Origin of the sequence: Ascidiaceihabitans donghaensis (assembly GCF_900302465.1) — a bacterium.
Taxonomy (GTDB): domain Bacteria; phylum Pseudomonadota; class Alphaproteobacteria; order Rhodobacterales; family Rhodobacteraceae; genus Ascidiaceihabitans; species Ascidiaceihabitans donghaensis.
The window spans coordinates 496,861-509,484 of record NZ_OMOR01000001.1; the positions used below are offsets into that span (position 1 = coordinate 496,861).

A 12,624-nucleotide genomic window follows, 5' to 3' on the forward strand; every position below is an offset into this window, starting at 1 on the left:
AGGAGAATAGCCATGGACTTAAGCAAGTTCACGGAGCGGTCGCGCGGTTTCATTCAAGCCGCCCAAACGATCGCCACACGCGACAGCCACCAACGTCTGGTGCCTGATCACATACTAAAAGCACTGATGGACGATGACCAAGGTCTGGCAAGCAATTTGATTGCCAGCGCCGGTGGTGATCCCAAAGCTGTTTTAACGGCTGTTGACGTCGGTTTGAACAAATTGCCCAAGGTGTCGGGTGACGCAGCGCAAGTCTATCTGGATCAAGCCACCAACAAGGTTTTGGCCGAAGCCGAGGCCATCGCCAAGAAAGCAGGCGACAGTTTCGTTCCTGTTGAGCGTATTTTGATGGCGCTTTGCATGGTGAAGTCAGGCGCAAAAACTGCTTTGGAAGCTGGCAAAGTAAACGCGCAGGCTTTGAACGCGGCCATCAATGACATTCGCAAGGGCCGCACCGCGGACAGCGCCAGTGCCGAAGACGGGTATGATGCGTTGAAAAAATACGCTCAGGACCTGACGTCTCGCGCCGAGGAAGGCAAGATTGACCCGATCATCGGCCGCGACGAGGAAATCCGCCGCGCAATGCAGGTCTTGTCGCGCCGCACCAAAAACAACCCTGTGTTGATCGGTGAGCCGGGCGTTGGTAAGACAGCGATCGCCGAAGGCATGGCCTTGCGCATCGTAAACGGCGATGTGCCGGAATCGTTGCGCAACAAACGCCTGTTGTCGTTGGACATGGGGGCGTTGATTGCGGGTGCGAAATACCGTGGCGAATTTGAAGAACGCCTTAAGGCGGTCTTGACCGAAGTCACCGAAGCTGCAGGCGAAATCGTCTTGTTCATCGACGAAATGCACACGCTTGTGGGCGCAGGCAAAGCAGATGGCGCAATGGATGCGGCCAACCTGATCAAGCCTGCCTTGGCGCGGGGCGAATTGCACTGCATCGGGGCGACCACCTTGGATGAATACCGCAAATACGTCGAAAAAGATGCGGCGTTGGCACGACGTTTCCAGCCGGTTGTGATTGCAGAGCCGACGGTCGAGGACACGGTGTCCATCTTGCGTGGCATCAAGGAAAAATACGAATTGCACCACGGGGTGCGCATTTCCGACAGTGCTTTGGTGACGGCGGCCACGTTGAGCCACCGTTATATCACGGACCGTTTCTTGCCGGACAAAGCCATTGATTTGGTGGATGAGGCGGCAAGCCGCTTGCGTATGGAAGTCGACAGCAAACCCGAAGAGCTGGACGCGCTGGACCGAGAAATCCTGCAAAAGCAGATCGAAGCGGAAGCCCTGCGGTTGGAAGATGACGCCGCATCGGTGGACCGTCTGGAGACATTGGAAAAAGACCTTGCCGATTTGCAGGATCGCAGTGCCGAAATGACAGCGAAATGGCAGTCCGAGCGCGACAAGATGGCGGGCGCACGTGATCTGAAGGAACAGATCGACCGTGCCCGCGCAGAGCTGGACATCGCCAAACGTGAAGGCAACCTTGGAAAAGCAGGGGAGCTTTCGTATGGCGTGATCCCTGAACTGGAACGCAAGCTGGGTGAAGCGGAAGGGGCCGAAACCGAAGCCATGGTGGCCGAGGCCGTGCGCCCCGAACAGATCGCGTCGGTTGTCGAACGCTGGACGGGTATTCCAACGGCCAAGATGCTTGAGGGTGACCGTGAAAAGCTGTTGCGCATGGAAGATCAATTGCATTCCCGTGTCATCGGTCAACACAAGGCAGTTCAGGCTTTGTCCAACGCCGTGCGTCGTTCGCGTGCGGGTTTGAATGATGAAGACAGACCGCTGGGATCATTTCTGTTCCTTGGGCCTACGGGTGTCGGGAAAACCGAGCTGACCAAAGCCGTAGCAGAGTTTTTGTTTGATGATGACAGCGCAATGGTGCGCATCGACATGTCGGAGTTCATGGAAAAACACGCGGTGTCACGTCTGATCGGTGCGCCTCCGGGTTATGTTGGGTACGACGAAGGCGGTGTTTTGACTGAAGCCGTGCGGCGCAGACCGTATCAGGTTGTGCTGTTTGACGAGGTCGAAAAGGCGCACCCCGATGTGTTCAACGTGCTTTTGCAGGTGCTGGACGATGGGGTTCTGACTGATGGTCAGGGGCGCACGGTGGATTTCAAGCAAACGCTGATCATTCTGACATCCAACCTTGGGGCGCAGGCGTTAAGCCAGTTGCCGGACGGGGCGGATGCCAGCGATGCGAAGCGCGATGTGATGGACGCGGTGCGGGCGCATTTCCGTCCAGAGTTCCTGAACCGTCTTGATGAAACCATCATCTTTGACCGTCTGAACCGCAAGGACATGGACGGGATCGTGGACATTCAGATGGCGCGCTTGCTGCGCCGGTTGGCGGCGCGTAAAATCACGCTGGATCTGGATGATGGCGCACGTACATGGCTTGCGGACGAAGGCTATGATCCGGTGTTCGGGGCCCGTCCTTTGAAGCGGGTCATTCAGAATGCCTTGCAAAATCCGTTGGCTGAAATGCTGTTGGCGGGGGATTTGAAGGATGGCGATACGCTTGCCGTCAGTGCGGGCGTTGAAGGGTTGGTCATTGGTGATCGCATCGGGTCGTCAAATCGCGCCAAGCCGGACGAAGCTACGGTGCACTGACCACTGAAACGATGCGCAACATGTTGTCATGTGCGCACATGCCTAAGATATGAGAAACGGAAAAGGCCGGGGCAATCCCGGCCTTTTCTTATGAGGTTTCCATGCGACCCAAACTGGTTATTTTCGATTGTGACGGTGTCATCGTGGACAGTGAAAAAGTCACCAATGCGGTGATGCGCGACAATCTAGCGGGATATGGTCTGACCCTAAGCATCACGCAGATCATGGATTTGTTCGTGGGTGGCACCATGCAAGGCGTCATGGAACTGGCGCGCGACATGGGGGCGAAATTGCCAGAGACCTGGTTGGATGAGATTTACGGCGAGATGTTTGCAGCCCTAAGCCGCGATGTGGAGCTTGTTGCGGGGGTGGACACTGTTCTGGACCGGTTGGACGCGGCGGGGATACCCTATGCAATCGGGTCAAATGGGCCACATGCCAAGATGGACATCACCCTGACAAAAACTGCGATCAAAGCGCGATTTGAAGGGCGGATTTACTCACGCGAAGATGTGGCAGCACCAAAACCCGCACCGGATGTTTACCTGAAAGCGGCGCAAGACGCAGGTGTGGCCCCGACGGATTGTGTGGTTGTCGAGGATAGCGCATCAGGTGCGCGCGCCGCTGTGGCGGCCAAAATGCGCTGCTTTGGATTTCACGCAGACACACCGCGCAAAAAGCTAACGCCGCATTGCGACGCGCTTTTTGCGCGGATGTCAGATTTGCCGGATTTGCTTGGGGTTTAGGCCCAAGTTCTAGGCCCAAGCTCTAGGCAAAGATCAAGTCATCTGCGGTGATGTCTGCGATATCCGTGTCACGGATGGTCACAAAGTTGCCCGCGTCAATGAACAGGCGGGCATTGTCGCCTGACTGTACGATCCGCAAATCGGTGATGTCGGTTAACCCGTGGGCCGAAAAATCAAGCATGTCGACGCCGTCTTCGAAGTCCATGATGAAGTCTTTTTGCATGTCTGTGCCAAAGACAAAGACGTCAGCGCCTGATCCGCCAGTCAGAACATCGCGACCTGCTCCGCCATCCAAGGTATCGGCACCGTCGCCGCCCATCATGACGTCCTTGCCCAAGCCACCAGACAACAGATCGTCGCCTTGGTTGCCATAGAGCTTGTCGTTTCCATTGTCGCCGTTGACTGTGTCGTTGCCATTGCCGCCGTGTACGCGGTCATTGTTGTCGCCGCCATCAAGGGAATCGTTTCCGTTGCCGCCTTGCATGTGGTCGTTGCCTGTGTGCCCGCGCAAACGGTCTTCGCCGTCGCCGCCGCGCAATTTGTCGCGGCCGCTGCCGCCGTTTAGAATATCATCGCCGTCACCGCCGTTGAGGTGATCATTGTCACCGCCGCCGCGCAACGTGTCATTGCCCTGATTGCCATAAATCCGGTCGTTCCCGGTGTTGCCGACGATCACATCGTTGCCGTCGCCGCCCGCGAACCAGTCGTGGCCAAGCCCAAGGTCCAGATCTTCTGCGATGTCTGATCCCCAAAGGCGATCGTCGCCGTCTGTCGTGGCCGTGGGTGTGAAATCTTCAACAGTCAGCTGGTACGTGACATCGCCATCGTCCCAATTGTCGCGCTCTTGTCCGAAAGCGAAGTTGCCTGTGTTGGGTGCTGTGAAGGAAAAACTGTAACCGTCTTCGGAAATGACCAGGTCCTTAATAAGTTCACCTGTATCCTGACCTTTGCCTTCTTCGCTGACATCACCGGCGTGGGTCGTGAAGTTGCTATAGAACAGCGAAAATGCAGTGCTGTTTGCAGGCAGGCCTGCCAATGTCACCGTATAGCTTTGTCCTTCTACCAAACTTACAAAAACTGCGTCGTTTGTGTCGTTGATGGTAGAAATGCCTTCAAAGGTGTCTCCGACGGTCATTGTTTGACCGGGAAAGTCCAAAACGTCTGAATCGCCTGTCTCAAAAATCGTAGCCATGTTGTCCTCGTTTCTGCTTTGATAACCTGCGCATGTGTTGACCTTATGGTCCCATCCTTTTGGCGCAGGTCGCCTATAGTACTGTTTTAACTGCTGTATTCGTCATTCTCTGGGCGTGATTTGGGCCATTTGGGGAAATAGTGTGTTGCGAATTTGAACACAGTTTCCCGCCGCTTCCGCTGTCTTTACAACGCCCGCACATTTCGGGTGCGGGCGTTGTTTTGATTAGAAACCGTTGACTGTTCAGGCCCAGATAAAGTCGTCGTTGCCCAGATCGGCCACGTCTGTGTCGCGCATCAAGAAACTGTCTGCGCCGTCTGTGTAAACGCGCACCGCATCTCCCATGCTCACGAACGTCAGGTCGGTGATATCGGTGAAGCCGTAGGCAGACAGATCAATCTGATCCACGCCATCTTCGAAATCCACAATGATGTCGCGGCCGGCACCGGGCCCGAACACAAACACATCTGCGTCTGCGCCACCTTCCAGCTTGTCGCGACCAGCCCCACCGTCGATTGTGTCATTGCCAGCCCCGCCTTTCACGACGTCGTGGCCGACACCGCCCGACATATTGTCGTTGCCGTCCTCGCCCCACATTTTGTCGTTGCCTTGGCCCGCCGTCATGACGTCGTTGCCGTCGCCACCAAACAACCGATCGTTGTTGTTGCCGCCGTCCATGGTGTCCTCGCCCGAGTTGCCGCGCAGGTGGTCATTGCCAGCGCCGCCGGTGATGACGTCATTGCCGCCGCCGCCGATCAGTTTGTCGCGACCTGCGCCACCAATCAATTCATCTGCGCCAGACCCGCCATGCATCTGGTCGTCGCCTGCACCACCGTGCATGGTGTCGTCGCCTGCGTTGCCCGCCAGACGGTCTTTGCCGTCACCGCCGTTGACAATGTCATTGCCTTCACCCGCCAAAAAGCGGTCGTCGCCGTCATCCAGATTGGCAAGGTCCGCGCCATCGGTGCCTGTCAAAGTGTCTTTGTCTGCGGTGCCTGTGATTTCGTTGATGGGGTCCGCGGCGACTTCAAACGTCACATCATACGCAAGGTTTGTACCGTTGCCGTTGATCTGAAGGGCAAAGCTGGTTGAAGTAAGCGGTGTGAAATCAAACACAATTGACGTGCCTTCGACGCGGGCGTTGGCTGATGTCAGAAATGATCGTGTCCACTCATCCACACCGATCAAAACGCCGTCGGTGACATAGTAGTTGATCGAATGGAAATCAGCATGGTTGATGACAGTCACAAAGGACGTTCCTGACAGATCGCCCAAATCGACGGATACAGTGTATGTTTCACCGATTGTCATACCGGTCAGGTTGATCCCGTCAGACGTGTCTGAGGGACTCATGGTGCCGGAAAAACTGTCACCTACGGAAATGGGGAGGCTGCCAGAGGCGTGTGCGTTGATGGATGTATCGGATGTTTCAATAATTGTTGCCATTTGAATAGTCTCGTTCTTTGCTCGTTTAAATATGCCGGGGTGGCCCGGTGGGTGATGAGTAGGATTTGATTAAAATCTTTGGCAGCAATCAGACGCGAATAAGGCAATTTCAGGAAACGCATTGTTTTTTGATCGGCAACAAAGAAACAATCGACTTTCGAAAGCACAAACAAAAAAGGGGCCGCCTTGCAGCGACCCCTTCCGAAACAATGAAATTCGACGTTAACCCACAACAAATATCGTGTCGAAGATGAAGTCACTGTTGTCCAAATCTGCCAGATCGAAGTTTTCCAAAGTGACGGCATCGCGCACACTTGTGCGGATTTCCAAATCGGTCCCGATTTGCGTTATTGTCATATCGCTCATGTCGAAACCCGGCCCAAAGGATGTAAAGTCCAGGCGGTCGATACCGTTTTGGAAGTCCGTGATCGTGTCCGCCCGCGACCGGTCATCAAATACAAACACGTCACGTCCAAAGCCGCCGGTCATCAGGTCGTCCCCTTGACCGCCGTCGATTGTGTCTGATCCGTTTTCGCCCTCAATGGTGTCTTTGCCCGCGCCACCCAGAATGATGTCGCTGCCAAGCCCACCCCAAATCTTGTCGTTGCCGTTGCCGCCCATCAATAGGTCTTCGCCGCCGTCACCATAGATGCGGTCGTTCTTGTTGCCACCGTCCACGGTGTCTGCGCCAAATCCTGCAATGATCAGATCGTTGTCGGCGTCCCCTGTGATGAAGTCGTTGCCACCCGCGCCGATCAGCTTGTCTGCGCCAGAGCCACCAGAAATGACATCGTTGTCTTTCCCGCCATTGATCTTGTCTTTCCCGGACCCGCCGCTCAGCGTGTCGTCGCCCAAGCCGCCACGCAGAATGTCGCTGCCGTCGCCTGCCGCATATTCGTCTGCTGCGTCTGTACCGTTAAAGCGGTCTCCGCCCGAGGTCGGGGAATTGTCCGGTTCCGGTGCCAAGATGAAGTCGCCCGCATCAAGGTCTTCCACCAGTGTGTTTTCAAGTTCAACCCATGTGCCGTCGCCCAGCGTCAGCCGCACGTTCGCACCCATTTGTGTCGGATTGGCTTGTGTCAGGGTCCAGATCCCAAGACCGCTTAGATCGATCTTGTCCTCACCTGCGGTGAAATCTGTGATCAGGTCCTGACCTGCGTTTGTTGAGAAAACGAAGACGTCCGCGTCTGAGCCACCCGTCAGCGTGTCATTGTGTTTGCCGCCGTTTAGCGTGTCTTCGCCTGCGCCGCCGTCCAGCAGGTCTTCTTTTGCGCCACCCAACAACAGATCGTTGCCCGCGCCACCCGTTAAGGTGTCGTCGTTATTGCCGCCATCCAACGTGTCGTCATCTGCACCGCCATCAAGTGTATCACGCCCGTTACCGCCGATCAGGGTGTCGTTGCCGTCGTCGCCCGAGATGTTGTCGTGACCGCTGCCGCCATCAACGTTGTCGTTGCCAGCGCCTGCAATCACTTTGTCCGACCCGCCGTCGGCAGCCAGTGTATCGTCGCCGCCCAGCAAGTTGATTGTGTCGGATGTGGCGCTTCCCATCAGGTCGTCAGCCCCTTCCGTTGGCGTTGCGTCAAGCGGATCGCCAACAGTGCCTTGGAAGGTAACAGTATAGTCGGTGTCACCAAACATCACGAGCGTGGTGGGGCCGCTTTCGGTCACAAGGAAGCTCAAGGTGTAAGCCCCGTCACCGATCAAACCGCCTGCAGACTGGCTGCCGAAGGCAATGCCCAAAAACGCAGGGTTCGGATCGCTGGGGGTTGCGGCCACATGAAAGGTATAGACCAGTCCGGCGATGCCACTGAATGTGAACCCGTCCGTGCCATCTGCAGGATCGTCGATGTCCTGACCCAGAGCACCCATGATCTGATCACCTGCGGCCAAAGTATAAGGTGCAGTTGGTCCAAAGTCTTCGTCGCCAATGGGCCCAAAGGTTAATTGTGCTTCGGTGTAAGTTGTAGGCATTTATGTTGTCCCCAGTATGCATCGGGGTGGCGGCCCCGGTTGGCCGAAAAGTGGCCGATGGTCGAATTCATGAATGTTAACACGCACTTCGCCGATTGCGTCTGCAAAATGTTCACTTTGTGGCAAAATATAGGCACGTCTCCCGTATGGCGCGAAGAATTGTGCGATACTTGGTGACAGTCCTGCGTTTGCACCATGATTGGCGCGAAGGCGCGCCGCAGCGATAGAATCAATTTTGCAAATGGCCTTGTGTTTCAGTGTCCTCTTGCAGGCGTGAACATCTGTCTCTTGCGTCTTGGTCGTGGCGGCAACACAGTGCCTTCAACGCAGTGGAACGGGAGTAGGTCGATGGGCTTTGCCATGAATGTGCTAGAGGCGATGGCCTTTTTGTTTGTTGGAGTGGTCGGGTTGGCCGTTGCGGTCGCCCTTGTGTTTTTCGTGGTGGACCGTTTCCAGACCGGGGACGCTATTCGGCGAAACTATCCCGTCATTGGCCGCTTTCGGCATCTGTTTTCGACCTTGGGGGAATTTTTCCGTCAATATTTCTTTGCAATGGACCGCGAAGAGCTGCCGTTCAATCGCGCACAACGGGAATGGGTGAAACGGGCAGGTGAGGGGCATGGAAACACGGTTGCCTTTGGATCGACGCGCAATTTAAGCGTTGTTGGGACGCCTATCTTTGCCAATGATCCCTTTCCGCCTTTAGACAACCAGTTTGCGTGTACCGAACCCATGGTCATCGGGGCGGGGGTGCGTACGCCATTTATGGCGCCGTCATTTTTCAATATCTCGGGCATGAGTTACGGCGCCATTTCCAAACCAGCGGTCCAGGCGCTTAGTCGTGGCGCTAAAGATGCCGGTGTCTGGCTGAACACGGGCGAGGGCGGGCTAAGTCCGTTTCATCTGGAAGGGGGCTGTGATGTGGTCTTCCAAATCGGAACTGCCAAATTCGGGGTCCGTGACACGGATGGCGCATTGTCAGACGACAAGCTGCGCGAGGTTGCGGCGCATGACACTGTGCGCATGTTCGAATTGAAGTTGGCGCAGGGTGCAAAACCCGGCAAGGGGGGCATTTTGCCCGGCGAAAAGGTAAGTGCTGAAATCGCTGCCATCCGCGGATTGAACGTCGGACAGGATGGCATATCACCAAACCGCCATGCCGAGGTCGATGATTGGGATGATCTGCTGGATTTGATTGGTCATATCCGCGAGGTCACGGGCAAGCCTGTCGGCATCAAAACGGTCATGGGATCAGAGGATGGCATGCAAGGGTTTTTTGACACGATCGTGCGCCGCGGTGCCGACACCGCCCCAGACTTTATCACAATCGACGGCGGCGAAGGTGGTACAGGTGCTGCCCCGATGCCCTTGATTGATCTGGTGGGGATGTCTGTCCGCGAGGCGCTGCCTTTGTTGGCCAACATGCGCGATGCCGCAGGTCTGAAAGAACGTGTGCGCTTGGTTGCCTCGGGCAAACTGGTCAATCCCGGTGATATTGCCTGGGCGTTGGCTGCAGGTGCTGATTTTGTAACTTCGGCGCGCGGTTTCATGTTTTCGCTGGGCTGTATTCAGGCCTTGAAGTGCAACAAGAACACTTGCCCCACGGGCATCACCACCCATGATCCGCGCTTTCAGAAAGGTCTTGTTGTGCAGGACAAATACAAGCGTGTCGCGTTGTACGCCAAAGAGATCATAAAAGAGGTCGAAACGATTGCCCATTCGGTTGGCGTGGCAGAGCCCCGTCTGATGCGCCGACGCCATGTGCGCATTATGCAAGACAGTGGGGTGTCTGTCCCAATGAACCAGATTTACCCAAGTGTGCTGCCAGCTGCGGAGTAGTCAGGGGGGCTCTGCCCCCGTCCTTGCGGACTCCCCCGGGATATTTTTGGCGAAAAGAAAACAAGCGTCGGTGTGTGGGTGATTGCCATGCAAAAAGGCGGCCCCGCTTGGAGCCGCCTTTGTTTTTGCTTTCGCCCGGATTTAGGATGCAGGCAAAATCACTTTGTCGATTACGTGGATCACGCCGTTTGACGTTTCAATATCTGCGGTCGTCACTGTCGCGTCGTTGATCATCACGCCGTTGTCCAGATCGATTGTCAGGTCAGCCCCGTTTACTGTGGCCGCTTTCATGTCGTCCACCAGGTCTGTCGACATCACTTTACCGGCGACAACGTGGTATGTCAGGATCGCCGTCAGCTGGTCTTTGTTTTCAGGCAGCAGCAGTGTTTCCACGGTGCCTTCCGGCAGGGCTGCGAACGCGGCGTCTGTGGGTGCGAAGACTGTCAGCGGCCCGTCGCCTTTTAGAGTATCAACAAGACCTGCGGCCGTGGCTGCGGCCAACAATGTTTCAAATGTGCCTGCACCTGCTGCGGTGTCGACGATGTCTTTTTTCGATCCGGCCATGGCAGAGCCTGCGATGGCGACGGCGGCAACGGCTGTCAGAAGTGTCTTGCGAAGCATAGGTTTTTCCTCTCGTTGTCATAATTTCTGCCCCATCAGTGGTGCAGTCAAAAAGGATACGCAGCCTGTTGGATTTTGGATGTGTAAAATTTGCACACCTAGTTTGCAGTGGCGGTTTTCTGCACATCGAAACCTTGTGTCGATTGTTACAACATCCAAACTTCGTGTGATGTGCATGGGTTTTTCATGAATTGACCCCAAGTTTGCTCCATAACGTTCCAAACGGATAAGGAGCACGACCCCAATGGCATATCGCTGGACAAACACTTTGACCCACGCAGACGTCACCCCCGAGGCGGCATTTATGAATCGCCGCCAATTGATTGCGGGCGCTGCGGCTGGCTTTGGTTTGGCCGGTGTCGCAGGCGCATCTGCGGCGGCCACGGAAGAGTTGGTGCCAAATTCTTGGGAAGACATCACCCAATACAACAACTTTTATGAATTTGGCACCGGCAAGACTGACCCCGCTTTGTATGCCAAAGCCCTGACCACGGACCCTTGGACCGTTGAGATCGGCGGCCTTGTCGACAATCCGGGCGACTACGCCATGCAGGACATCATGGACGCAATGACCATCGAAGAACGCATCTACCGTTTTCGCTGTGTTGAAGCGTGGTCCATGGTCATCCCCTGGAACGGTTTTGAGTTGGCGGATTTGTTGAATTTGGCAGGTGTGCAAGAGGGCGCGAAATATGTGGCCTTTGAAACGCTCTACCGTCCCGAGGAAATGCAGGGGCAACGGTTCCGGTCTTTGGATTGGCCATATGTAGAAGGTCTGCGTCTGGACGAAGCGATGCATCCCCTGACAATGATGGCCACGGGCATCTACGGCAAACCCATTCCAAACCAGAACGGCGCACCGATGCGTTTGGTGGTGCCTTGGAAGTACGGATTCAAATCCATCAAATCTATCGTGAAGATCACCTTGACCGACAAAGAGCCGCCCACGTCCTGGAACAAAGCCAACGCGCGGGAATACGGGTTCTATAGTAATGTGAACCCCGACGTGTCCCACCCCCGTTGGTCCCAAGCCAGTGAACGTGTTGTGGGGGGCGGTCTGTTTTCCAAACGTGTGCCCACGTTGATGTTCAACGGGTATGAAAACGACGTTGCCAGCCTGTACGAAGGCATGGATCTTTCCAAGAACTTTTGACCGACCCGGGCGTCATGACTTGCTTCGCCCGATGACATGACATTTGTTCTATATAGTAGAGGCGTTTGTAGGGGCGCCTTTACCATCCGATGCGCCATCGCCCTCCCAGTCGCGATGTGCCTTGCCTGAAAGCTGGACGCATTCCCATGATCGACACACTCAATACCATCTTCCGCAAAATTCCGGTTTGGTTGGTGTGGGTGTTGTACCTGATCCCTGTGCCTGTTCTTTTGTATATGGGTATGACGGGTGGTTTGGGTCGTGAACCGATCAAGGCGTTGGAACACGAGTTGGGCGAAATCGCGTTGCAGCTTTTGATTATTGGACTGTGTATTACACCGATGCGCCGCTTCATCGGATTGAACCTTCTGAAGTTCCGTCGCGCCATCGGGTTGCTGGCCTTCACCTATGTCGCGCTACATTTGTTGGTCTGGCTGGTGCTGGACGTGCAAATCCTAAGCCAGATCTGGCAGGACATCCTAAAGCGTCCCTACATTACTATCGGTATGTTCGGATTCTTAGTGATGGTGCCGTTGGCCGTGACATCCAACAACCGGTCTGTCCGCACATTGGGGCCAAAGTGGCGCACGCTTCACAAAGCGACTTATCTTGCAGCAGTTTTGGGCGGGGCCCACTTCCTGATGGTGTCACGGGGCATTCAACTTGAGCCGTTGCTGTATATGGCCACGATTCTGGCTTTGATCGGGCTGCGTTTCTACAAACCGCGAAAGAGGCCAGCCACATGACGGGGCTTTTTACACACAAGACCCGTCGATTCCTGCGCATTGCCGTGATTCACATCAATGGAAATGGCATTGGGCGCGATTCACTGAATCAAACGGGCTGATTCCGAAGCGATTTGGCGCCCAAAATGGCCAGTCTTGGGGATATGTCTGTGGATAAGTCTATATGTTGAGACACGCCTAAAATTAGCGGTAACAGTGTCGCGCAATTTTAGGCAAAAGCTAGGGTAAGTCATAGCAATTATCTTACGTAGGGCGCTGATTTTTATAGAAAAATCAGGT

Annotated in this window: 9 protein-coding genes; 5 read left to right on the forward strand and 4 right to left on the reverse strand. The window is 55.3% G+C overall.

The genetic code is table 11. The annotated features are described in order from the left end of the window. The first annotated feature begins 12 nt into the window (after positions 1 to 12). Positions 13 to 2,628: an ATP-dependent chaperone ClpB gene (clpB, locus tag ASD8599_RS02480; protein ID WP_108827072.1), complete on the forward strand. Its 2,616-nt coding sequence runs from the start codon at positions 13 to 15 to the stop codon at positions 2,626 to 2,628. A gap of 101 nt (positions 2,629 to 2,729) precedes the next feature. Then, on the forward strand, positions 2,730 to 3,374 hold the full coding sequence (locus ASD8599_RS02485) for an HAD family hydrolase (protein ID WP_108827073.1): 645 nt from the start codon (positions 2,730 to 2,732) through the stop codon (positions 3,372 to 3,374). Between the two features lie 22 nt (positions 3,375 to 3,396). Here the strand turns inward: ASD8599_RS02485 and ASD8599_RS02490 are convergent, their stop codons facing one another. The 3 genes from ASD8599_RS02490 to ASD8599_RS02500 all read right to left on the reverse strand — a co-directional run bounded on the left by ASD8599_RS02490 (position 3,397) and on the right by ASD8599_RS02500 (position 7,986). After that, on the reverse strand, positions 3,397 to 4,566 hold the full coding sequence (locus ASD8599_RS02490) for a calcium-binding protein (protein ID WP_108827074.1): 1,170 nt from the start codon (positions 4,564 to 4,566) through the stop codon (positions 3,397 to 3,399). A gap of 243 nt (positions 4,567 to 4,809) precedes the next feature. Then, positions 4,810 to 6,012, reverse strand: a complete 1,203-nt coding sequence (locus ASD8599_RS02495) for a calcium-binding protein (RefSeq protein ID WP_108827075.1) — start codon at positions 6,010 to 6,012, stop codon at positions 4,810 to 4,812. Positions 6,013 to 6,234: 222 nt separating this feature from the next. Further along, positions 6,235 to 7,986: a calcium-binding protein gene (locus tag ASD8599_RS02500; RefSeq protein ID WP_108827076.1), complete on the reverse strand. Its 1,752-nt coding sequence runs from the start codon at positions 7,984 to 7,986 to the stop codon at positions 6,235 to 6,237. Positions 7,987 to 8,334: 348 nt separating this feature from the next. Between ASD8599_RS02500 and ASD8599_RS02505 the strand changes: the two genes are divergently transcribed. Further along, on the forward strand, positions 8,335 to 9,825 hold the full coding sequence (locus ASD8599_RS02505; protein WP_108827077.1) for an FMN-binding glutamate synthase family protein: 1,491 nt from the start codon (positions 8,335 to 8,337) through the stop codon (positions 9,823 to 9,825). Positions 9,826 to 9,966: 141 nt separating this feature from the next. Here ASD8599_RS02505 and ASD8599_RS02510 read toward each other — a convergent pair whose 3' ends face one another. Continuing rightward, positions 9,967 to 10,446, reverse strand: a complete 480-nt coding sequence (locus ASD8599_RS02510) for a fasciclin domain-containing protein (RefSeq protein WP_108827078.1) — start codon at positions 10,444 to 10,446, stop codon at positions 9,967 to 9,969. A gap of 244 nt (positions 10,447 to 10,690) precedes the next feature. On the opposite strand from ASD8599_RS02510, the gene msrP reads away from it, so the two are divergent. Together msrP and msrQ are read left to right on the forward strand one after the other, a co-directional pair. Next, positions 10,691 to 11,599: a protein-methionine-sulfoxide reductase catalytic subunit MsrP gene (gene msrP, locus ASD8599_RS02515; RefSeq protein ID WP_108827079.1), complete on the forward strand. Its 909-nt coding sequence runs from the start codon at positions 10,691 to 10,693 to the stop codon at positions 11,597 to 11,599. A 146-nt stretch (positions 11,600 to 11,745) separates the two neighbouring features. After that, positions 11,746 to 12,345, forward strand: coding sequence for a protein-methionine-sulfoxide reductase heme-binding subunit MsrQ (gene msrQ / locus ASD8599_RS02520; protein ID WP_108827080.1), 600 nt, complete (start codon positions 11,746 to 11,748; stop codon positions 12,343 to 12,345). Positions 12,346 to 12,624 lie beyond the last annotated feature (279 nt).